Consider the following 24,751-nt stretch of genomic DNA (forward strand, 5'->3'; position numbering starts at 1 on the left):
CCCGGTCAGTCGTCCGCCAGCTTGGCGGCGATGATCCTCATGATTTGCCCTGCGGATTTCGGCATGTGCAGGTCGTTGTGCGTGGCGTCCACGTCGTACGACTCGACCGAACCGAGGACGAAAGGCTCCCAGTCGGGCGCATACGACGTGTCCTTGTCCCCCGTCGCGTTGAAGAACAGCAGATTTCCGCGGAATACCGGGGATACGAAGGTGGACATGATGCGGATGTTGTTGGCGCCCATCCGCGACATGCCGTCCAGGAAGCCGTCCATGTTCTTGGTGTTCATGAACTTGCCGAAGACCTCCTCGAGATCCCCGCGGTAAAGCTGCTGGGTGCGGCCGGCGATCTGCCGGAATCCGTTGCCCGGGGCGTCGCTGCCCGGCTGGGAGTCCAGGACGGCAAGCAGCGCGACCTCGTGGCCGAGCCGGTCGAGCGCGTCCGCGACGGCGTGCACGATCGGACCGCCGAAGGACCAGCCGATCAGGTAGTAGGGGCCCTCGGCCTGCGTCTTGAGTATCTGGCTGACGTAGTCGCGGACCATTTCGTCCACCGACTCCGCCAGCGGTTCCCTGCCGTCGGCGCCGCGGGCCTGCAGGGCGTAGCACTGGCGGTCCAGGTACGGCGCGAAGGTGAAGTAGGCCCAGCCGATGCCGCCCGCTCCGTGGAAGAACCACACCGGTTCCTTCCCCGTCCCCGGGTCCCTGTTCAGGGGCAGCACCGGCGCGAACGCTTCGGCGTGGTCACCGGGGATGCGGCCGGTGAGCGCCACCGCGGCCAGCTCGGCCACCGTGGGGAACTGGATGATCGTCCGCAGCGGCATGTCGAGGCCGAATTCCTTGCGGATGCTGGCGCTGAGCCGGGTGGCCAGGAACGAGTGCCCGCCGAGCGCGAAGAAGTCGTCGTCGATGCCGACCCGCTCCAGCTCCAGCAACTCGCAGAAGAAGGCGCACAGCTTCTCCTCGTGGGAGTTGCGCGGTCCTCCGCCGCGCACGGTGGTCGTGTGCTCCAGCGGCAGCGCTCGCCGGTCGAGCTTGCCGGCCGGATTCAGCGGAAGCTCCGCGAGCGGCACCACCACGGCCGGGACCATGTACTCGGGAAGGCGGCCCCGCAGATAGCCGGGCAGCTCCTCCAGGAGGGGACCGATCGACTTGGCAAGGGCGGGGGTGTTCGTCCGGGCCCGCCCGGACGCGGCGTTGGGGACGAAGCCTCCGCAGACGGTCCGCTGTTCGGTCAGGAAGACCGCGTCGAAGGCGTGGTCGCTCCGGCCCGACCAGGTGAGGACCGCGTGCAGGCCCTTCTGCTGCGCCCATGTCGCCAGGTCCTGCGGGTCGATCGAGGGGCCGGAGGGGACGTCCGCGTTCACCACGCCCGCGGTGGTCGCCGCGGCGGCCTCCGCGACGAGGCGTGCGTTCGGTATCCCGGTCACCCGCACCGGACCGCCCGCCCGCTCCACGAGGACGCCCAGGGCGCCCTGGTCGGACACCTCCCGGCCCCACGGCACCGCGGGCACACCGGACAGGTCAAACACGTCGGCCGGCTGCTTGTGCAGGACGACCTCGTAGCGGTGCCGGGTCAGCGCGTTGTGCGCCTTCCCCGCCTTCAGCCGGATGTCGGCCACGACGGAACGGTCGGCCGCCCACTCGGCGAACCACTCCGGGGCGATCACCAGCTCCCGCTCGGCGAGCAGCGCCTGCTCGACCATCGCCCGCACGTCCTCATGAGAGGCGTAGGGCTGCGCCGCGCTCTTCTCCGCGGTCAGCAGAAGCCGGAGCGTCGCGGCGTTGCGCACGTCGCCGACGACCAGGCGGCCGCCCGGCGCGAGGAGGTCAAGGGCCTGGCGCAGCACCTGGTCCAGGTACTCGACGCCCGGGAAGTACTGCACCACCGAGTTGAGCACCACGGTGTCGAACCCGCCCAGGGGCAGCCCGGAGATGTCGTCGGCGGCCTGGACGCTCAGCCGGACCCGGTCGCCGTGGCCGGCCTGCCCGGCCCGGGCCCGGACCCGGTCCACCACGGTGGCCGAGATGTCGGTGCCCCAGTACTCCTCTACCTCACCGACGATCTTCGACATGAGCAGACCGGAACCCACGCCGATCTCGAGGACACGCCGCGGCGCGAACCGCAGCACCTGCTCCACCGCAGCGTCCCGCCACTGTGCCAGCTGCTCGGGCACGATCGGCTGTCCGTCGTACACCGACTGCCACAGCTGGAAGTCCTCACCCCACTCCTCGTCGGCGGAGTCGGCATAACTCGCGTCGCAGAGCAGGCGCCACTCGTCCACCCGGGCGCCCGCGTCGACCACTACGGCGGCCGGATCAGGCACCACGAAACCCACGAGGCGCTTGTCGCCCTGCTGGGCCTCGCGCACCACGACCGCCGCCTGCGCGACCGCGGGGTGGCCGGCGAGCGCGTGCTCGATGTCACCCAGTTCGATCCGGTGGCCCCGGACCTTCACCTGGAAGTCGCTCCGGCCGATGTACTCGAGCCGGCCCTCCTTGTCCCACCGCACCAGGTCTCCCGAGCGGTACATCCGCGCGCCGGGTTCGCCGAAGGGGCACGCCACGAACCGCTCCGCGGTCAGCGCGCTCTGCCCCAAATAGCCTCGCGCGAGCCCGACACCGGCGATGTACAGCTCGCCGGCGACTCCCGGCGCGACCGGGCGCAGCGCGGTGTCCAGTACGTACACCTGGACGTTCCACAGCGGCACGCCGATCGGCAGGCGGTCCGCGCCCGGCTCGTGCTGCCAGGTCGTGGCCTCCACCGCCGCCTCGGTGGGGCCGTAGAGGTTGTGCGCGACGCAGCCGGGCAGCAGCTCGACGAGCCGGTTGGCCAGCTCGGCCGGGAACGTCTCGCCGCCGGCCTCGACCCAGCGCAGCGTGTCGCACTGCTTGGTCAGGGGTTCGGCGACGAGCGCCGCGAGCAGGGAAGGCACGAAGAACGCGCTGGTCACGCGCTCGCGCTGGATCAGCTCTGCCAGGTAGGCCGGGTCACGGCGCCCGTCCGGGCGTGTGACGACCACGGCGCCGCCCGACTGCAGGTTGGCGAACATCTCCGGCACCGACGCGTCGAAGCTCGCCAGCGTGCTGAACAGCATCCGGTCCTCGGCACCGACGCCGAAGTACTCACGGCCCCAGCGCATCCGGTTCATGATCGACCGGTGCGACACCGGCACGCCCTTGGGGCCGCCCGTGGAACCGGAGGTGAAGATGACGTACGCGATGTGGTCCGGCAGCAGCGCGCGCCGCGGGTTCGTCTCCGGGTATCCGGACACGTCCTCGATCGCTTCGTCGAGCACCAGCAGTGGCTTCGCGCTGTCGAGCATGTGCCGCACCCGGTCCTCGGGCAGCTCGGGGTCCACCGGCACATACGCCGCGCCCGACTTCACCACCGCGTAGACGGCGACCAGCAGGTCGACCGAATGAGGGATGCTCACGGCGACCAACTGGTCGGGGCCCGCGCCTTGTTCGATCAGCCAGTGGGCCAGCTGGTTGGCGCGCCGGTTGAACTCCCCGTACGTCAGCCTCTCCTGCTCGCCGATGACCGCGACACCGTCCGGGGTGCGCTCCGCCTGGGCCTCGAAGGCGTCCGGCAGGGTGCCCACGGCCACCGGCCGCGCCGTGTCGTTGACCTCCCGCAGCAGCCGCTCCCGCTCGCCCTCCAGCAGCATTTCGAGCCGGTTGACCGGTGTCCGCGGGTCGGCGACCAGCTGCTCCAGAACAAGCAGGTAGCGCGCCGCGATGGCCTCGACCGTGTCGCGGTCGAACAGTGCGGTCGCGTACTGGAGTTCGCCCCGCAGCTCCCCCGAGTCGTTCACGTCGAAGAACATGGTGAGGTCGACGAGGGAGGTCGCCGTGACGTGCTGCTCGAACTCCGCCTCGAGGCCGGGGAGTTCAAAGTCCTGCTTCTCGAAGTTCTGCCAGGCGAGCATCACCTGGAACAGCGGCTGGTACGCCGTGGTGCGGTCCGGATTGATCAACTCGACCAGTGTCTCGAACGGCACGTCCTGGCGCTCGTAGGCCGCCAGCGTCTTCTCGCGCACCTGGGTGAGGAGGTCGTCGAACGTGGGGTCACCGGAGAGATCGACCCGCAGCACCTGGGTGTTGACGAAGAACCCGACCAGATCGGCCAGTGCTTCGTCGTTCCGCCCGGCCATCGGACCGCCGATGGTCACGTCGTCCCCGCCGCCCAGCTTGCCGAGCAGCACGCCGAGCGCGGCCTGCATGACCATCGACATGGTCATCCCGCGCTCGTCGGCCAGCTTCCGCAGCCCCAGGCCCACCGCCTGGTCCCCCACGAAGGAGACCTTGTCGCCCTGCGGGTTCCTGTCCGTGGTCCGCGGGCGGTCGAGCGGCAGGTTGATCGGCTGCGGGACTCCCGACAGTTCCTCGCGCCAGTACTCGGCCTGCGCCGCGGCCAGGCTGTCCGGGTCCGACACGTCACCGAGCAGCTCGCGCTGCCACAGCGCGTAGTCCTTGTACTGCACGGGCAGCGGCTCGTACTCCGGCGCCCTGCCCTCCAGGCGGGCGGCGTAGGCGATGCCCATGTCCCGTGCCATCAGACCGCCGGAGACGCCGTCCGACGCGATGTGGTGGACGAGCAGGACCAGCAGGTGGTCCTCGGGGCCGCAGCGGAAGAGGGTCGCCTTGAAGGGGATCTCGGCCGCCAGGTCGAACCGGTAGGTGATGAACTTCGCGACGGTGCCGCGCAGTTCGTCGGCGGACACGTCGACCACCGGCACCTGCACCGACGCCTGTGCCGGCGACAGGATCCGCTGGTAGGGCTCGTCCTGGTCGTCCGTCACGTACGTGGTGCGCAGCGGCTCGTGCCGCTCGACCAGGTCACGGATCGCGGCGGTGAGGGCGTCCTGGTCCAGTGGTCCGGTCAGCCGGTACGCCGGTGAGATGTTGTAGGTTTCCGCCCCGCCCTCGAGCTGGTGCGTCAACCACATGCGGCGCTGTGCGAACGAAAGCGGAATCACTGCTCTTGCTCCTCTGTGATCATCCTGCGAAGAGTGGGGCGAACGGGAACAGCCGATGCCTCCGTCCACGCGGCGAGCGCGGACACCGTCGGCAGGTCGAAGATCTTGCGGATCGGTATCTCGATCCCAAGATCGACACGGACTCGGTTGATCAGCCTGGTGGCGAGCAGGGAGTGCCCGCCGAGCTCGAAGAAGCCGTCGTCGATGCCGACCTTCTCCAGGTCGAGCACCTCGCCGAAGAGCTTGGCGAGCACCTCCTCGCGGGCGGTGCGCGGCGCCCGGAAGGTCGTGGTGGGCGTGACTTCGGCGGCAGGCAGCGCCTTGAGGTCGAGCTTGCCGTTGGGTGACAGGGGCAGCCGGTCGAGCGTGACGTAGGCGGCGGGGACCATGTACTCGGGCAGCCGCTGCGCCAAGTGGTCGCGCAGTTCCTCCAGGGACGGAGTGGCCGCGCCGGGATCGGGAACGAGGTAGGCGACCAGGTCGGGCGTGCGGTCGCCGTTGTGCTGGACCACGACGGCGGCCTGGGCGATGCCGGCGTGGGTCGTCAGGGCGGCCTCGATCTCGCCGGGTTCGACGCGGTAGCCGCGGATCTTGACCTGTGTGTCGACGCGGCCCAGGTGTTGCAGCTCTCCGTCCGGGGTGAGGCGGGCGATGTCACCGGTGCGGTACATCCGGGCGCCGGCAGGACCGTAGGGGTCGGGCACGAAGCGGTCGGCGGTCATGGCGGGCTGGCGGTGGTAGCCGCGGCCCGCGCCCGCCAGATAGAGCTCGCCCGGTGCGCCCGGCGGCAGCAGCTTCAGGCCCGGGCCGAGGATGTAGGCGCGTACTCCGGGGAAGGGCCGGCCGATGGGCACTCCGTCGGCGTAGGGCTGCCCGGAGTCCAGGAGGTGCGCGGTGGCGTAGAAGGTCTCGCTGGGTCCGTAGCTGTTGATGACCCGTGCCTGCGGCCAGAGTCCGCGCACCCGCGCCGCCAGGGCCGGGGTCAGCACCTCCCCGGAGATGTTCAGCGCCATGGGCTCGATGCGGTCGCCGAGTTGGTCGACGAGTTCCGCGAAGGCGGACGGCACCGAGCAGATGACGTCGACGTCCCAGGTGCCGCGGTCGGTCAGCGCGAGGACGTCACGGACGATCTCGACGCTGCCGCCCCTGGTGAGCGCGGCGAACAGCTCGAAGGTGGCGACGTCGAAGCCGAACGAGGCGGCGAGCAGCACCCGTCGGCCGGCCTCCATCCCGGCCTGCGTGGCCATGGTGTCCACGGCGTTGACGATGGTGGTGTGGGTGACGCTGACGCCCTTGGGCACGCCGGTGGACCCGGAGGTGTAGACGACGTAGACGAGGTTGTCCGGCCGGGCCTTGCGCCGTGCCCCCGCCTTCCCGGCGTCCGCGGTGGCCGCCAGGTCGATGTCGTCGATGAGGACGACGGGAACGTCCGTGGCCGGGATGACCGCCCTGGTCCCGGTGTCGGTCAGCAGCAGGTGCGGCCGGGCGCCGGGGAGGATGTGCGGGAGCCGGGCCGCGGCGTAGGCGGGATCGACGGGCAGATAGGCTCCGCCCGCCTTGAGCACGCCAAGGAGAGCCACCGCCATGGTGGCCGTGCGCGGCAGGACGATGCTCACCACGCTCTCCGGGCCCACCCCGCGCTCCACCAGCGCGAGCGCCAACTGCTCGGCGCGGGCGTCCAGTTCGGCGTACGTGAGCGACTCGCCATCGGCGACCACGGCCACCGCGTCCGGGGTCCGGGCCACCTGCGCCTCGAACAGCTCGGTGAGCGTGACCTCGCGGGCCGGGCCCGTCGTGTCGTTCAGGACGGCGAGGACCCGGTCGCGCTCGGCCGGCTCCAGGGCGTCGACCTGCGCGATCCTGCGCCCGGGGTCGGCGGCCAGCTGCCGCAGGACGAGGACGAGCCGGGCCGCGTACGTCTCGACCGTGTCCTGGTCGAAGATGCCGAGGGCGTACTGGATGATGCAGTCGAGATGCGGGGCGGCCGCCGCCATCAGGCACAGCGGGTAGTGGTTGCCCGCGGACGGGGTGAAGCCGTCGTAGGCGATGCCGCCCTCGGCGTCGGAGGCGGCGCTGAGGCCGTCCTCGTCGACGGGGAACGACTCGAAGACGAACAGCGAGTCGAAGAGCGACTTCAGGCCGGTGGCCCGCTGGATCTCCGCGAGCCCGTAGTAGTGGTGGTCCGCCAGGCCGCTCTGCCGCTTCTGCAGCCGGGTGAGGAACTCGGCGAAGGTGTCGCCGGGCGCGTAGGTGACGCGCACGGGAACGGTGTTGATGAGCATCCCGACGATCGACTCGACGCCGTTCACCGCGGGCGGGCGCCCGGACACGGTGGTGCCGAACACCACGTCCTGGCGGCCGGTGAGGTCGCCGAGAACCAGTGCCCAGGCCCCCTGGACCAGGGTGTTCATGGTGATGCCCAGATCGGCGGCGACCCGGTCGAGGTCCAGCGCCACGTCGCGCGGCACGGTGATGTCGACCTGGCCGCGGCCCTTGTCGTCCGCGGCCTCGAAGCCCGGGGCGAGCAGGGTCGGCTCCTCGAACCCTTCGAGTTCCGCCGCCCACACCCGTGCGGACTCCTCCCGGTCCTGCCGGGTCATCCACGCGAGGAAGTCGCCGTAGTCGCGGGGTGCGGGCAGGCCGGACGGGTCGCCGTCGGCCGCGTAGAGCAGCAGGAGGTCCTGCAGGAGCAGTGGTGTGGACCAGCCGTCGTAGAGCACGTGGTGGGCGGTGAGGACCAGTTCGGGGCGCCCCGGTTCGAGGACGGCGAGTGCGAGCCGGATCAGCGGGGTGCCGTCCGTGTCGAAGTACGTGGTGCGGTCCTGCTCCAGGAACCGCTCGAACGCCTCGGCCCGTTCGGCTCCGGCGGCCGCCGTGAGGTCGATGTGCTGCCACGGCAGGGTCACCGCCTCGGGCACCACCTGCACCACGTCGCCGTCCTCCCGGTCGACGAACGCCGCGCGGAGGACGGGGTAGCGGTCGAGGAGCGCCTGGCCGGCCCGGCGCATCCGCTCCGGGTCGACCTCGTCGGTCAGGTGGAAGACGAGCTGGATGTGGTACGGGTCGAACGACCCGCCGGCCAGCTTCGCCTGGAAGAGGATCCCGGACTGGGCCGCTGTCGCCGGCCACACCTTGGCCAGCTTGCCGAAGCGGTCCTCCCAGGCGTCGATCTCCCCCTGGCTCACCTCGACCAGCGGGGCGTCGCTCGGGGTGAGACCACCGGCTTCGGGAGTGGTGGCGTGCCGGGCGAGGGCGGTCAGTGCCTGGACCCAGAGACCGGCCAGTTCACTGACCTCCTCACGGGAGAGCACCCCGGTGGGGAAGCCGAAGTAGGCGGTCAGCTCGTGGCCGTCCTCCGTGTCGGCGGCCACCGCGCTGATCTCCAGGGCCGAGAGGGCCGGCATGTCCGCGTCCGGTGCGGCGATCAGGTCCTGGTGCGTGGTGTCCAGGCCCCAGCCCAGGCCCCGCAGTTCCGCGGGGATGTCCGCGCCGGAGGACTTGCCGAGGTAGTTGAACCCGATCCGCGGCTCCCGCGCCTTGGCCAGCGCGCTGCCGGTCTTGGTGTTGAGGTGGCGCAGCAGGCCGTAGCCCATGCCGTTGTCCGGCACCGCCCGCAGCTGCTCCTTGACGGCCTTGACCGCCTTCCCGGCGGCCCGGCCGCCGGCGAACGCGTCCGCCACGTCGACGCCGCTCACGTCCAGGCGTACGGGGTACATCGCGGTGAACCAGCCGACCGTGCCGGACAGGTCGGCGCCGGGCACGAGGTGCTCTTCGCGGCCGTGTCCTTCGAGCCGGACGAGTGCCGAGTTCCCCAAGACGCCCCTCGTCTCGCGCCAGCGGGCGAGGGCCAGCGCGAGGCCGGCAAGCAGACCGTCGTCGACGCCGCCGTTGAACACGGCGGGCAGCGTGTCCAGCAGGGTCTCGGTGACCTCGGCGGGCACCTGGACGCGGACGGTGTCCACGGTGGCCGCGACGTCACGGGCCGGGTCGAGCTCCCGCCGGCCGAGCAACGGGTCGTCCCCCGCGAGGAGTTCCTGCCACAGGGGCAGTTCGGCCTCCCGCTCCGGGGTGGCCGCCTCGTCGGCCAGGGCGTGCATCCACCGCCGCAACGAGGTACCGGTCTCCGCGGGCTGTGCGGTGTGGCCGTCGCGCACCCGCTGCCAGGCCGAGGCCAGCTCCGGGAGCAGGACGCGCCACGACACCCCGTCGACGACCAGGTGGTGCAGCACGATGAGCAGCCGGCCCGCTTCCGCGGGCGTGTCGGAGGTGAACCACACGAACTGCGCCATCACGCCCGTGGCCGGGTCGAGGCGGTCGGCGGCCGCGTCGAGCTCAGCCTGCACGTCGGCGTCGCCGTAGGGGACCTCCCGCACCAGCGCACCGGCGTTGACGCTGCCGGCCGGTCCCATCCGCAGTCCCGGGTTGGTCCGCACGAGGTGGGAGCGCAGCACGTCGTGCCGGTCGAGGACCGCCTGTAACGTGGCGACGAGGCCCGCACGGTCGATGTCCCCGGGCAGCGTCAGCATGGCCGACATGCACATCCGGTCGATGCCGCCGCCGAGGCCGAGCATGTGCGCGGCCGTCGGCGGCAGCGGCGCCCAGCCGACACCGCCGCCGGGCAGCTCGGGCAGTGTCACCCGCTCCTCTTCGGCCCGCCCCTCGACCAGCTCCGCGAGCCGGACGACCGTACGGTGCTCGAAGATCTCCCGGGTGCTGACCACGACGCCGCGCGTCTTGGCGCGCGCGACCACCTGGATGGAACGGATGCTGTCTCCGCCGCTGGCGAAGAAGTCGTCGTCGATACTCACGTGTTCGGTGCTGAGGACATCGGCGAACACCTCGGCGAGCACTCGCTCCGCCGTGTTGCGCGGCGCCCGGTAGACGGCCCCCGCGAACTCAGGCTCGGGCAGCGCGGCCCGGTCCAGCTTTCCGCTCGGGGTGAGCGGCAGCCGGTCGAGCACCACCAGCTGGGCGGGCACCATGTAGTCCGGCAGCCGCTTGGCGACGAACCGCCGCAGCTCCGCCACCGAGATGTCGGTGTCCGGTGCGCCGTCGCCTTCCGCGGCGCCCACCGGCGCCACGTAGCCGACAAGACGCAGCTTGCCGACGCGGTCCTCGCACACCGTCACCGCTGCCCGGCTGACCGCGGGATGCTGGGCCAGGGCCGTCTCGATCTCGGTCGGCTCGACCCGGATGCCGTTCACCTTGACCTGGGCGTCAGCTCGTCCGGCGTACCTGAGCCGGCCGTTCTCGTCCCACTGGGCCAGGTCACCGGTGCGGTACATGCGGGTGCCCGCGGGACCGAAGGGGCTGGCCACGAAGCGCTCCGCGGTCGCTGCGCCGCTCTGGTGGTAGCCGCGGGCGAGCAGGCCCGCGACGTAGAGTTCGCCGGTCACACCGGGCGGAACGGGAGCCAGTTCCGGCCCCAGGACGTAGGCGCGCATGTTGGCGAGCGGCTGCCCGACCGGTATCGCGCCGGTTTCCGTCCACTGCTGCGGCAGCGTGAACGTGGAGGCGTAGAAGCTCTCGGTCTGTCCGTAGGCGTTGACGACCCGGACTCCGGGCAGGGCGTCGTGCACCTTGCCGACCAGGTCGGGTGAGAGCGCCTCACCGGCGAAGACGACGGTTTCCACGTCGAGTTCGAGGCCGTCGGAGCCTTCGTCGCCGATCTGGTCGAGCAGGGTGGCGAACACCGCGGGCACGGCGCTGATGGTGGTGCCCGACCAGCTCGCGCGTTCGCCGAGTTCGAGTACGTCACGGACGATCTCGACGCTCGCTCCGGTGGTCAGCGCGGTGAATATCTCGAACACCGAGACGTCGAAGTTCACGGAGGTGGCGGCCAGCATCCGGGACCCGGCCTCGACGTGCGCCACCTGACGCAGGTCGCGTACGCCGTTGACCACGCTGGCGTGGGTGATGCCGACGCCCTTGGGGGTCCCGGTCGAGCCGGACGTGAACATCACATAGGCGAGGTTGTCCGGGGCTGCCGACGCCTCCGGGGCTTCGCGGCCGGGCGCGCCCAGGTCGTCGAGGTGCAGGTCGTCGAGGTGCAGGACCGGCGTCCGGCTCGTGGCCACCGTCTTCGCCGTCTCCTGGTCGGTCAGGACAAGCAGCGGCTCGGCCGTGTCGAGCAGGAGGTCGACGCGCGCGGCCGGGAAGTTGGGGTCGATCGGCAGGTAGGCGCCGCCGGCCTTGAGGACGCCGAGGAGTGCGACCGCAAGCTCCGCCGACCGCGGCAGTGCCACGGCCACCAGGGACTCCGGCCCGACCCCGTGCTCGCGCAGAACGGCGGCAAGGCGGCCCGCCCTGCCGTCGAGGTCCGCGTACGACAGGGAGGTGTCCCCTGACACCACCGCTGTCGCGTCCGGTGTCCGTGCCGCCTGAGCGGCGACCAGCTCCGGTACGGTCGCCTCCGGTGCCGGTGCGGTCGTGTCGTTCAGCCGCGTCAGTTGGTCCCGTTCGGCGTCGGAGAGCACGTCCAGCGCGCCGAGCCGCGTCCCCGGATCGGCGACGACCTGCCGCAGCACGCGGATGTAGCGGTCGATGAGGCGTTCGGCCGTGGCGTGGTCGAACAGTTCCGTCGCGTACTCGACCCGTCCGTGAGCGCCGCCGGAGGAGCCCGGGACGAAGTTGAAGAACAGGTCGAACTTCGCGGTGCCGGTGCCCACCGGCAGGGGAGTCACCCGCAGATCCGGGATCTCGATCTCCGACCACGGGAACTGCCAGGCCAGCATGACCTGGAACAGCGGCTGGTAGGAGGTGACGCGCTCCGGTGCGAGGAGCTCCACCAGGCGCTCGAACGGAAGGTCCTGGTTGTCGTACGCGGCCAGGGCCCGGGTCCGCACCTGCTCCACCAGATCGCCGAACGACGGGTTGCCCGACAGGTCGACGCGCAGCACCCAGGTGTTGACGAAGAACCCGACCAGGTCGTCGAGTTGCTCGTCGGCGCGCCCCTCGATCGGGCTGCCCATCGTCAGGTCGTTGCCGGCGCCGAAGTGGTGCAGGAGCACCGCGAGCACGGCCTGGGCGACCATCGGAGCCGTGGCGCCGCGGTTCGCGGCGAGCTTCCCGATTCCGGCGAACAGTTCCGGGTCGAGCTCGAAGTCGACGTATCCGCCGCGGTGTTCGTTCACCGTGGGCCGCGGCCGGTCGAGCGGCAGCTGCACCGGCTGCGGCGCTCCGGCCAGTTCCTTGCGCCAGTACTCCAGTTGTTGCGAGGTGACGCTGCCCGGGTCCGTCTCGTCGCCCAGGAGCTGCCGCTGCCAGAGCGTGTAGTCCTTGTACTGCACCGCGAGCGGCGTCCACTGGGGCGCGCTCCCCTGGCGGCGGGCCGTGTACGCCGTCACCAGGTCACGGAGGAACGGCGCCATCGACGCGCCGTCGGCGGCGATGTGATGGAACACGAACACCAGCACGTGCTCCAGGGGGGCGACCCGCAGGAGGGTCGCCCGCAGCGGAAGCTCCGTGCCGAGGTCGAAGGTCTCGCACGCGACCTCGTGCAGCACGGCGTCCACCGCGTCGGCGGCCACGTCGACCACACGGACCGGGACGGCGGCCTCCTCCGGCGGCAGCACCCGCTGCTCCGGCGTGCCGTCCTCGTTCTCCGCGACCAGCGTGCGCAGACTCTCGTGCCGGGTGACGACATCCCGTACCGCCGCGGTCAGGGCCGCGGTGTCCAGGGTGCCCTCGAGGCGCAGCACGAACGGGCCGTTGTAGGTGGCGGAGGGACCTTCCAGGTGGTTGAGGAACCACATGCGACTCTGGGCAAAGGACAACGGGATCATCGACGCTTCTCCTAAACGGTCATCTGACGCAGCTGGGGCCGGTTCGACGTGGCCAGTTCATCGAGCCGATCTGCCAGCTGGGCGACAGTCGGATTGGCGAAGACCATCGTGACCTTCACGTCGATGTTGAGTTCGTTGCGTATGCGGCCGATCAGCCGCGTGGCAAGGAGGGAGTGTCCGCCGAGGTCGAAGAAGCCGGCGTCGATGCCGATCTCCTCCACACCGAGCAGTTCGGCGAACAGCCGGCAGAGGACTTCCTCTTTGTGGTTGCGCGGTCCACGTCCTGCCGCGGCTTCGGCGTAGTCGGGTGCGGGGAGCGCCGCCCGGTCGAGCTTCCCGCTCAGTGTCTTGGGGAGCTCGGCCAGCGGCACGATCGCCGAGGGGACCATGTACTCCGGCAGTTGCTCCTGGAGCAGGGCCGTCAGGGCCTCGATGTCCAGTGCGGCCGGGTCCGCCTTGCCGCCCGGCACCGCGTACGCGAGCAGTCGCTGGTCGCCGGCGCTTTCCTCGCGCACGACGGCCACCGCCTTGCTGACGTCCGGGTGCGCGGTCAGCACCGACTCGATCTCGCCCAGCTCGATGCGACGGCCGCGGATCTTGACCTGGAAGTCGCTCCGGTCGACGTATTCGAGTCCGCCGGCCTTGGTCCAGCGCACCACGTCGCCGGTGCGGTACATCCGCGCGCCGGGTTCGCCGTAGGGGCTGGCCACGAACCGGGCGGCGGTCAGCACGGGCTGCCCGAGGTAGCCCCTCGCAAGGGCGGTGCCTTCGATGTACAGCTCTCCGGCGACTCCCGGCGAGACCGGGCGCAGGGCCGTGTCGAGGACGTAGACCCGGGTGTTCCAGACCGGCGTGCCGATCGGCAGGCGGTCCGCGCCGGGCTCGTGCTGCCATGTCGTCACCTCCACCGATGCCTCGGTGGGGCCGTAGAGGTTGTGCGCGACGCAGCCGGGCAGCAGCTCGACGAACCGGTTGGCCAGCTCGGCGGGGAACGGCTCGGCCCCGACCTCGACCCAGCGCAGGCTGGTGCAGGCGCCCGCGGTGGGTTCGTCCACGAACGCCGCGAGGAGGGAGGAGACGAAGACCGCGCCGGTCACCCGCTCGCGCTGGATCAGCTCGGCCAGGTAGGCCGGGTCACGGCGCCCGTCCGGGCGTGCGATCACCACGGCGGCCCCCGCCTGAAGGGGTGCGAACATCTCCGGCATCGACGCGTCGAAGCTCGGAGCCGTGCTGAACAGCACCCGGTCCTCGGCCGTGACGGCGAAGTGCTCCAGGCCCCACTCGATCCGGTTCATGATCGACCGGTGTGACACCTGTACGCCCTTGGGGCCGCCGGTGGAACCGGAGGTGAAGATGACGTACGCGACGTGGTCCGGCAGCAGCGCACGCTCCGGGTTCGTCTCCGGGTGTCCGGACACGTCCGGCAGGTCTTCTTCCAGGACCAGCAGCGGCTTGGCACTGTCGAGCATGTGCCGCACCCGGTCCTCGGGCAGCTCGGGGTCCACCGGCACATACGCCGCGCCCGACTTGACCACCGCGCAGGCCGCCACCATCAGGTCGACGGATCGCGGGATGCGCACGGCGACGGGCTTGTCGGGGCCCGCGCCCTGTCCGACCAGCCAGTGGGCCAGCTGATTGGCGCGCCGGTTGAACTCCCCGTACGTGAGGGTCTCCTGCTCGCCGACCACGGCGACCCGGTCCGGGGTGCGCTCCGCCTGCGCCTCGAAGGCGCCCGGCAGGGTGTCCCCGGACACCGGATGTGCCGTGTCGTTGACCTCCCGCAGCAGCTGCTCCCGCTCCTCCTGCGAAAGCACCTCGATCGCCCTGACCGGGGTGTGCGGGTCGGCGAGCACCTGCTCCAGGACCCGGACCAGGCGGGCGCCGACGGCCTCGGCCTCGTCGAGGGTGTAGAGGTCCTTCTGGTAGTCGAGGGAGAGCCGCAGATAGGGGTCGGCGGCGGCGAGGGCGAGCGCGTAGTGGGCGCCCGCGATCGGCCGGATGGCGTCGATGGTGAGTCCCGCCGAGGTGTTCGCCTCGACCATGCCCTCGCGGTCCATCGGGTAGTTCTCGAACCCGATGAACGTGTCGAACAGGGCGGGAAGACCGCTCTCGCGCTGGATGTCGGCGAGGCCGTAGTAGTGGTGGTCGAGCAGTGCCATCTGCCGGTTCTGCAGCTGGGTGACGACGTCGGCGACGCTGTCGTCCCGCTGCCAGAACACCCTGATCGGGAGGGTGTTGATGAACAGGCCGACCATTTCGTCGGAACCGATCAGGTCCGCCGGGCGGCCGTTGACGGCGGCGCCGAACACCACGTCCTGCCGTCCGGTCAGTTTCGAAAGGAGGATCGCCCACGCGCCCTGCACGAGCGTGTTGAGCGTGACGCCGAGTTCCGCGGCACGCCCGGCGAGTTCGCGTCCCTTGTCGATCGACAGCGGTACCTCGACCTTGCCGATGGCGGAAGCGCCGTCCTGGACGGATGCGTCCGGAGCCACGAGGGTCGGCTGCTCGAATCCGTCCAGCTCGGCCTTCCACCCTGCGGCCGACGCCTCGCGGTCGTGCGTGGACAGCCAGGTGAGGTAGTCGCCGTAGCTGCGGACCGGGGGAAGGTCGCCGGTGCCGGCGTACAGCCGGATGACGTCCTTGATCACCAGCGGCGACGACCAGCCGTCGAAGACGGTGTGGTGTGCCGTGATGACCAGCTTGGCCTGCTGCGGTCCATACGTGATGAGCCCCAGGCGGAAGAGCGGCGGCCGGGCGGGGTCGAGCCGGTCGGCCCGGTCCTCGGCGAGGAAGGCGTCGAGCGCCGCGTCCTGCTCGGCCCCGCTCTGTCCGGTCACGTCGATGTGCCGCCACGGCAGGGCCACGTGTTCCGGCAGGACCTGCACCGGGTCGCCCTCGACCGTGCTGCCGAACGCGGCGCGCAGGTTGGGGTACCGCTCCAGCATCGCCTGTCCGGCGGCCCGCATGCGGGCCGGGTCCACGTGTCCTGACAGGTGCAGCACCAGCTGCATGTGGTAGACGTCGTAGGAGTCCTCGGCCATCGCCGCCTGGAACTGGATGCCGGACTGTCCGGGGGACTGCGGCCATATCTCGGTCAGCCGGCCGTAGCGCGTCTCCCATGCCTCGATCTCGTCCTGCTTCACCACCACCAGCGGGGCGTCGGAGGGCGTGAGCCCGCCGGCCTGCGGATGGGCGGCGTGCGCGGCCAGGCCGTGCAGCGCTTCGACCCACAGCTCCGCCAGCTCCTGGACCTGCTCGCGGGCGAGCAGGCCGGTGGGGAACATGAAGGCGGTCTGCAGCCGGGGTCCTTCGGCGCTGTCCGTGGCCAGCGAGTTGACCTCGAGGGCGGACAGCGCGGGCTGGTCCTCGTCGAGTGCCGGGATCAGGTCGGCGGACCAGGACGCGGGGCCCCAGCCCTGTGTGCGCAGGTGCTCGGGCACGTCCGTGCCGGAGATCCGGCCCAGGTAGTTGAACCCGATCTGCGGCGCCCGGTACTCGGCGAGCTGCTCGGCGGTGTCCGGGTTGAGGTGACGCAGCAGTGCGTAGCCCACGCCCTTGTCCGGGACCTGGCGCAGCTGCTCCTTGACCTGCTTGATGGCCGTTCCGGCCGCCGGTCCGCCCGCCAGCGCGTCGACCAGGTCCGCACCCCGCACGTCGATGCGGGCCGGGTACATGCTGGTGAACCATCCGATGGTCCGGGAGAGGTCGGCGCCGGGGACGATGTCCTCCTCGCGGCCGTGGCCTTCCATGCGGACCTGGATCGAGCTCTCCGCGCCGCGCCAGCGGTTCACCGCCAGGGCGAGGGCGGCGAGCAGCACGTCGGTCCCCGTGCTCTTGAACGCCGCGGGCAGCTTGGTCAGGACCGCCTCGGTGATCTCGGCGGGCAGCTGCACCCGCACGGTGTCGACCGTGGACATCACGTCGACCGCCGGGTCGAACGCCCGGGAGCCCAGCGGGGGGTTGGGAGACTCCAGCAGGTCCTGCCAGTACGCCAGTTCCGCTTCCCGCTCGGGGGTGAGTGCCTCGTCCTGGAGCGCGAGTGCCCAGCGGCGGGCGGAGGTGCCGACCGAGGGCAGCTCGGGCGTCTTTCCGGCGTGGACCTGCTGCCATGCCTCGGCGAGGTCCGACATGAGGATCCGCCAGGAGACGCCGTCCACCACCAGGTGGTGCAGCACCACGAGCAGTCGGCCCGCACCCGTCCCGGCGGCGAACCAGACGAACTGGGCCATCGTCCCGGCCTCCGGGTCGAGCCGCCCGGCCGCCTCGTCGAGCTCCGTCTTCGCCGTCCGCAGCGAGGACGGCTCCTCCCAACGGCCGTCGCAGGGGACCCGGCGGATCAGGTCCGCCGCCCGCACGGCGCCCGACGCACGGACGTCCAGGCCGGGGTCGTCGCCGCGCACCAGCCGGGCGCGCAGCAGATCGTGCCGGTCGAGCACGGCGTCCAGCGTCGCGGCGAGGCCGTGCTCGTCGATGTCCGCGGGAAGTTCGAGCGCCATCGCCATGGCGAACCGGTTCATGCCGCCGCCGTGCTCGAACACCTGCCGCGCCACCGGCTGCAACGGCATCGTGCCGACGCCGCCGCCCGCGTCCTCGGCGAGCGCGGGCACCTGGTCCTGACGGGCGGACGCCACCTCGGCGAGCCGGGCCGCCGTGCGGCACTCGAAGATCTCCCGTGTGGTCAGCTTCAGGCCGCGGGCCCGGGCCCGGGCCACCACCTGGATCGACCGCAGGCTGTCGCCGCCCGCCGCGAAGAAGTCGTCGTCGATGCCGACGCGCTCCACACCGAGCACGTCCACGTACACCGCGACGATGGCCGCCTCGGTCTCCGTGCGGGGCTTGCGGTAGACCTCGCCCACGTACTCCGGCTCCGGCAGCGCCGAACGGTCCAGCTTGCCGGTGGGTCCGAGCGGCATCCGGGCGATGGTCACGAAGGCCGAAGGCACCATGTAGTCGGGCAGCCGCGCCGCCACGAACCTGCGCAGGTCGGCTGCCGACGCACCGGCCAGCACATCCGCGTCGCCGACGCCGCCGGCTCCGTCGTCGGGGACGGCGCCGTCGCCTTCGTGCACTACGTACGCGACGAGCTGACGCCCCCCGGACGGCATCTCACGGCTGATCACCACTGACTCGCGGATGCCGGGGTAGAGCTCGCACACCGCTTCGATCTCGGACGGCTCGATGCGGAAGCCGCGCACCTTCACCTGGCCGTCGCTCCTGCCGAGGCACTCCAACTGGCCGTGCGCGTTCCAGCGGGCCAGGTCGCCGGTGCGGTACATCCGTTCGCCCGCGGGGTCGAACGGGTTCGCGACGAAGCGCTCGGCGGTCATGCCCGGGCGGCCGTAGTAGCCGCGGCCCAGGCAGGTCCCGACCACATACAGCTCACCGATCACGCCCTGCGGCACGGGGGCGAGGCCCGGGCCGAGCACGTAGGCGCGCATGTTGCCCAGTGGGGTGCCGATGGGCGCGACCTCGCCCTGCGTCCACTCCTCGGACGCGGGGAGGGAGAAGGTGGTGGCGTAGAAGCTCTCGCTCTGTCCGTAGGAGTTGACGATCCGCACGTCGGGCAGGGCCTCGCGCACCTGCCGCACGAGGCGGGCCGGGAGCACGTCGCCCGCGAAGACGACCGTGCGCACGTCGGTGGTCTTGTCCAGGTGCTCCACCAGTTCCCCGAGCACCGAGGGGACCGCGCTGATCACCTGGCCGTCCCAGCCGTCCCGCTCGCCGAGCACCAGCGCGGAGGACACCAGCTCGGCCGTGCCGCCGGTGGACAGGGTGGTCAGGAGCTCGAAGACCGAGACGTCGAAGTTCACCGAGGTGCCCGCGAGGATCCGCGCGCCGGGCGGCGCGTCCAGGACGCGCACCAGTTCCCGCACGCCGTTGACGACACTGCGATGGGTGATCGCGGCGCCCTTCGGCTTGCCCGTGGAGCCGGAGGTGTACATGACGTAGGCCAGGTTGTCCGGAGCCAGGGGCGAGACCCGGCCGGTGTTGTCCAGCACCCCGCCGGGTGCCTCCCACTGCGCGCGCAGGTCGATGTTGACGCACGACATGTCGTTGTCCGGCAGGTCCTGCCACGTCGCGGTGTCGGTGACCACGAACCGCGGAGCCGCCTCGGACAGCACGCTCTGTGCCCGCCCGCTGAGGTACTGCGGGTCCATCGGCACATACCCGGCACCGGACTTGAGGATCCCGAGCAGGCCGACCGCCAGGTCCTCCGTGCGCGGCAGCGCGAGCACCACCAGGTCTTCCGGTCCGGCACCGCGCCTGACCAGCTCCCACGCGACGGCGTTCGCCCGGTCGTCGAGCTCCCGGTAGGTCAGCGTGCGGTCGTCGCGCACGATCGCCGGGGCGTCCGGCGTCTTCGCCACCTGCTGTTCGAGCAGCTCCGGGACCGTCAGCTCCGACGCCGCCGTGGTGGTGTCGTTGAACTCGGTGAGCAGCCGCTCCCGCTCGGCCGCGTCGAGCACGTCGACGCCGCCGATCGGGCGCTCCGCGTCGGCCACGAGCCGGCCGAGGACGCGGACGAACCGGTCCGCGAGGTCTTCGACCGTGCTCCGGTCGAAGAGGTCGGTGCGGTACTCCAGGCGGCAGCCCGCCCCGCCCGTGTCGTTCGGGACCAGGTCGAAGAACAGGTCGAACTTGGCCGTGTTGGTCTCCAGCTTGCTGACCCGGAGGTCGTCGAGGCCGGGGAACTGCATCGCCGGCACCTGCGGCTGCCAGGCGAGCATCACCTGGAAGAGCGGGTTGTAGGCGGTGGACCGGTCCGGGTTGAGCAGCTCGACCAACCGCTCGAAGGGCAGGTCCTGGTTGTCGTACGCGGCCAGCGCCCGCTCGCGCACCCGCTGGAGCAGCTGCGCGAAGGTCGGGTTTCCGGACAGTTCGACGCGCAGCACCCACGTGTTGACGAAGAACCCGACGAGGTCCCGCAGTTCCTCGTCGACCCGGCCCGCGATCGGTGCCCCGATGGGCACGTCGTCCCCGCAGCCGATGTGGTGCAGGACGACCCCCAGCGCGGAGTGCATGACCATCGACACCGTGGTGTCCGCCTCGGCGGCCAGCTTCTCGACCGACCGCAGCAGGTCGGGATCGATCGAGAACGGGACCATGTCGCCGCGAGAGCCCATCGCCCTCGGACGCGGGCGGTCCGTGGGCATCGCCAGCGGCTGCGACAGGCCGGCCAGCGTCTGCCGCCAGTACTCCAGCTGCCTGGCCGCCAGGCTGTCCGGGTCGGACTCGTCACCGAGCACGTCCCGTTGCCACAGCGTGTAGTCCGCGTACTGCACCGGCAGCGGCTCCCACGCCGGGGCGCCTGCCTCCGTGCGGGCCGCGTAGGCCGTGTTGAGGTCACGGAACAGCGGGCCGAACGACTCCCCGTCCACGGCGATGTGGTGCATCACCATCACCAGGGTGTGCTCGCGCGGTCCGCGCCGCACCAGACGGGCGCGGATCGGTATGTCGGCGGCCAGGTCGAAGGTCTCGGTGGCGAACTCCTCGACCGCGGCCGCCCGCTCCGCCTCCCCGGCGACCTCGACCACCGGCAGACCGAACGGCTCCCGCCCCGATGGCAGCACCTGCTGGTGCGGGACTCCGTCACCGTCCTCAACGATGACCGTACGGAGGATCTCGTGCCTCTCGATGACGTCGCGCAGCGCCGACTCCAGGGCACTGACGCTCAGTTCACCGGTGAGCTGCAGGGCGAAGGCCCCGTTGTAGGTCGCCGACGGGCCTTCGAACCTGTCCACGAACCACAGCCGGCGCTGCGCGAACGACAACGGAATCATTGAGTCTCCAAGTGGGCGGGGTCTGTCGGGGAAAAAGCCGCCGGTCAGCCCTGATCGAGTACGGTCAAGAGTTCGTTGCTGTAGAAGTCGTCGAAGGAGTACGCACCCGACACCGTCGAGAAGTAGCGGTCGATCAGTTCCTGGTGGCCGACCAGCTTCTGGAGCATCTCCGTGTGCCTCTCGGGCTTGAGCTCGGCAACGTTGAGCGCGCCCTGGTAGAAGCTGTAGAACTTGTCGTCCAGGTCGCGCTCGTAGTGCTTCAGCGCCGTCTCGAGTGCCTCGTCGTCGTGCAGCTGATCCCCGATGTGGCCGGTCAGCGACTGGACCTGGAGGAAGGCGTCGGTGATACCGCGAGCGGTGATGGAGTCCTTGTGGTGCACGGCGTCGCCGAGCAGTGCCCACCCGGGCCCGTAGGCCTTGCGGAAGTAGTTCTCCTGGGCGCCCGTGCCGTACATCTGCTCCACGCGCTTGCCCGCGGACATCCGCTCGTACAGCTCGGGAGCCGTCGTACGGACGGCTTCGAGGTAGGAGGCTTCCACTCCCGCGGCGCGGACCTGCGAGAACTCGCTCTGCGGGAAGTACGTCATGATCAGCGTGAGGCCGTCGTTGGTGGGGGCGAGGGCGATCCAGCGCCCCGGCCGCTCGTACAGCTCGAAGTTCGACTTGATCCCCTCCCAGTAGCTGTAGTAGGTGCAGGTCATCCGCGGGCGCTCGACGACCTTCGGCGCACCGACCTTGCGGGCCACCAGCGAGCGCATGCCGTCCGCACCGATGACAAGGCGCGCACGCTCCGTCGCCTCGGCGCCGCCGGGCGTCGTGTACCGCACGCCCACGACCCGGTCACCGTCGTAGAGCAGGTCGTTGACGGCGCAGGACTCGCGGAACTCCACACCGGCGGCCACGGCCCCGCGCGCGAGGATCGGGTCGAGCACGAACCGCCGCGGCGCGTACGTGGTCCGATGGCCGTCGACCGGCAGGGAGAAACCCTCGATGCGGACACCGAGCGCCTCGTAGCTCTGGTGGTTGATCGGCCGGCAACCCGCGTCGCGCAGGTCGTCGAGCAGTCCCCACTGGTCGAGCAGAGCGACGCCCGGCTGGTGGATGTAGTGCGAGGACAGCGTGTCCTGCGGGAACTTCGCTTTCTCGAGCAGCAAGACGCGATATCCCTGCCGGGCGAGCAACATGGCCGCCGGCGAGCCCGCGCAGCGGGCACCGATGACAATTACGTCGTACATGGCGGCACCTCTCGTACCAGAGTGGATTCAACGATCCCAACGGCCGGAGCCGGGAGAGTAATTGCGGTGGAGCACTGTCGGCACGGCGGGCAAAATCACCGGTGCCGCGGACCGAATTCACATCAGCGCGCCTGATTCCGGGCTGCGCTAGGACGTCACCGAATCGATGGACTCGATGTGCTCGGAGATCGAGGCCACCGTCGGGTTCAGGTACATGCGGTCCATCGCGACCTCGACTCCGAGCTCGTCGATGTAGGCGATCTGAATCTTCGTCATGATCACGGACTGGCCCCCGACGGCGAAGAAATCGTCGTCCAGGGAAATGTCATCGCGCTGGAGTTCCCGGCACCATATGGCACGCACCTTTTCGGCAATCATCACAGTCCTCTCGGTTGTCATCAAGGCCGTCGGCTATGCCGCCGTGCCGCTGCCGGCATAAAGATTCCGGCATGCTTCGACCAGTGCCGCGCGGTCGACTTTTCCGTGCGGGCTGAGTGGAATTCGCAGGACATTGATGAACCGGGCAGGAACCATGTTCCGCGGCAGTGTCCGCAGGAGGCGGGTGCGCAGGTCGTCCTCGGTGAGCTCGCCCGCCGACGGGACGACGAACGCGACCAGCTCGGACTCGCCGGAGTCGTTGTGGGCGACGACCACGGCGGCTTCGCGGACCCCGGCCAGCCTGCCGAGCGCGCGCTCGATGTCGGCGGGGTCGATGCGCATGCCCCGCACCTTCACCTGCGCGTCCATCCGGCCGGCGACGATCAGTTCACCGGCCTCGGTCACGTGCCCGCGATCACCGGTCCGGTACAGCCTGCGCGGTGCGCCGTCGACGTCGATCGTCGTGAACTTCGCGTTCTCGGGACCCGTGCCGTTGAGGTAGCCCGCTCCGACGCCGGCCCCGGAGATGCAGATCTCGCCGTGCTCCCCCGGCCCGACCGGGCGCAGCTGCTCGTCCAGGAGGTGGATATCGGTGTTGTAGGCCGGCCTTCCGACCGGCGGGATGTCCTGTTCGCCGGTGCGGTACGCGGCGAGGTCGTACGACGTCGCGACATCCGTGCACTCGGCGACGCCGTACTGGTGCAGAAGGGTGCACGTATTGCCCTCGCGGCGCGCCCAGTTGATGATCCGTTCGACCTTCAGCGGCTCCCCGCCGAACAGCATGTAGTCGAGCCCGGAGAGCGCGTCACCACCGCGTGCGATCTCCCAGTCCACCAGCAGGTACAGCGTGCTGGAGGCGCAGTGCACCGTGCGGATGTCGTGCTCGGTCAGCATGCGGTAGGCCATCAGGGCGTCGAAGTTCCGGCTCGCCATGAGGTATTGGGTGGCGCCGCAGAACAGCGGCGTCATCAGACTGCGCTGGGAGAGGTCGAACCCGAACGCGCTGACGACCAGGTTGTTGGACCCGCTGTGCAGGCCGTACTCGAGCTTCAGCCAGTTCATCAGGTTGAACCAGCCCTCGTGCCGCACCGCGGTCAGTTTCGGTGTGCCGGTCGATCCGGACGTGAAGACCGCGTAGCACACGTCGTCGCCGGTGACCAAGACGCCGGGATCGGTCGGCGGGAGACCCTCCAGCAGATCGGAGAGCTCCTCCGGGGCCACGACCTCGGCGTCCGTGGACTCGACGAGGCCGGCCGTCCCCGGAGAGGCCACGATCAGGGCGAGATCGGGCACCTGGCCGAGCAGCAGCTGGAGTCTGGCCGCGGGGTAGGCCGGGTCGAACGGCACGTAGGCCGCGCCTGCCTTCAGCGTGCCGAGGATGGCGACGAGCAGGTCGATCGAATAGTCGAGACAGACACCGACCTTCGCCCCCCGGCCGTGTCCGCGCGCCATCAGGAAGTGCGCGAACCGGTTCGCCTTCGCGTCCAGCTCCGCGTACGTCACCTGCCGACCGGCGCAGAAGACGGCCACGGCGTCCGGGGCAGCCGCTGCGTGCGCCTCGAACTGCTTGTGGACGACGGGCTCCGGGGGCAGGGCAACCCGCCTTCCCTGAAGGTTCATTGACTGACTCCAAACGTGAGAGGTGTCCGGTCCGGAGCGGGCCGGTCGGCGTGTCGAGCACCCGGGCCGCCCGCTTGTCGACGAACAGACCGTGCGGGGCAGCCGATGTGCGGGTAGCGCTCCAGTTGGCGGACGGACAGCTCGATGGCCGACGTGGGTGACCTTGCCGGGCGCGTTTTCAGTGGCTGCGGACGTGGCCGGCCGGGGGTTCAGCCGCGGCAGGCGGGACGGACCGCATCGCCCGCCCCGCCTCACCGCGGTGTGGCCCTGTCGCGTCAGCATCGTCGGTGACGCACAGGCCCGACCGCTCCTGCCGCAGCAACTCGGCAGAGGCCGTGCGGTGTTCAGCCCGCGGCCATGGCCTCGCGCAGGCTCTTGGGACGCAGGTCGGTCCAGTGCTGCTCGACGTACTCCAGGCACTCGGACCTGGCCGCCTCGCCGAAGACCACACGCCAGCCGGCGGGCACCTCGGAGAACACCGGCCACAGGGAGTGCTGCTCCTCGCCGTTGACCACGACGTAGAAGCGGCCGTCCTCGTCATCAAAGGGGTTCGTGCTCAACAGGCACCGTCCTTAACCGTCATCGGGCTACTGGGGATGGGGCACCACCGGACCGGGCGCGCGAACGCACCGGGCACGGTCCGCCCCTCGGTGTTGTCCGGTCGACGGGACATCCGGCATGCGGGGCGGCCCCGGCACTGCGACGTCACCGTATGGACGCGGCCAGCGGCGCTACAAGGGCAGCAAGCTCCCCGGCCGAACAGTCATCCGCATCAAGCCGCACCCGCCGCGACCACCTGTACCCCGCCGCGTTCATGTGCCACGATGCCCGGCCGTATCCGACGCATGGACCCGCCGGTCAACGCACGATCCGGGCCCGCGCCGGTATCCGTCGGAGGAACGCTCAAGAGCCGCTGCAACAGCGGCGGAACTCCCCTCGCGCCCGCGCTCCGTACCGCCGATACCGCTCTATGG

General features: G+C 70.7%; 7 protein-coding genes. All 7 read right to left on the reverse strand.

What is annotated here, in order from left to right; genetic code table 11:
* Positions 1–5 precede the first annotated feature (5 nt).
* Positions 6–4,979: an amino acid adenylation domain-containing protein gene (locus tag ACWFR3_RS27300; RefSeq protein ID WP_453737274.1), complete on the reverse strand. Its 4,974-nt coding sequence runs from the start codon at positions 4,977–4,979 to the stop codon at positions 6–8.
* Positions 4,976–12,763 (reverse strand): amino acid adenylation domain-containing protein, encoded by a 7,788-nt coding sequence (locus ACWFR3_RS27305; RefSeq protein WP_453737275.1) that lies wholly within the window; start codon positions 12,761–12,763, stop codon positions 4,976–4,978. Before ACWFR3_RS27305 ends, ACWFR3_RS27300 begins: the two co-directional genes overlap by 4 nt.
* 11 nt (positions 12,764–12,774) lie before the next feature.
* On the reverse strand, positions 12,775–20,544 hold the full coding sequence (locus ACWFR3_RS27310) for an amino acid adenylation domain-containing protein (RefSeq protein WP_453737276.1): 7,770 nt from the start codon (positions 20,542–20,544) through the stop codon (positions 12,775–12,777).
* Between the two features lie 44 nt (positions 20,545–20,588).
* On the reverse strand, positions 20,589–21,779 hold the full coding sequence (locus ACWFR3_RS27315) for an NAD(P)/FAD-dependent oxidoreductase (protein ID WP_453737277.1): 1,191 nt from the start codon (positions 21,777–21,779) through the stop codon (positions 20,589–20,591).
* A 147-nt stretch (positions 21,780–21,926) separates the two neighbouring features.
* Positions 21,927–22,157, reverse strand: a complete 231-nt coding sequence (locus ACWFR3_RS27320) for a phosphopantetheine-binding protein (protein WP_453737278.1) — start codon at positions 22,155–22,157, stop codon at positions 21,927–21,929.
* A 33-nt stretch (positions 22,158–22,190) separates the two neighbouring features.
* Positions 22,191–23,777 (reverse strand): amino acid adenylation domain-containing protein, encoded by a 1,587-nt coding sequence (locus ACWFR3_RS27325; protein ID WP_453737279.1) that lies wholly within the window; start codon positions 23,775–23,777, stop codon positions 22,191–22,193.
* 344 nt (positions 23,778–24,121) lie between these two features.
* Positions 24,122–24,337 (reverse strand): MbtH family protein, encoded by a 216-nt coding sequence (locus ACWFR3_RS27330; RefSeq protein ID WP_453737280.1) that lies wholly within the window; start codon positions 24,335–24,337, stop codon positions 24,122–24,124.
* Between the last annotated feature and the right edge of the window lie 414 nt (positions 24,338–24,751).

It is taken from the genome of Streptomyces sp. NPDC055189 (assembly GCF_053606765.1).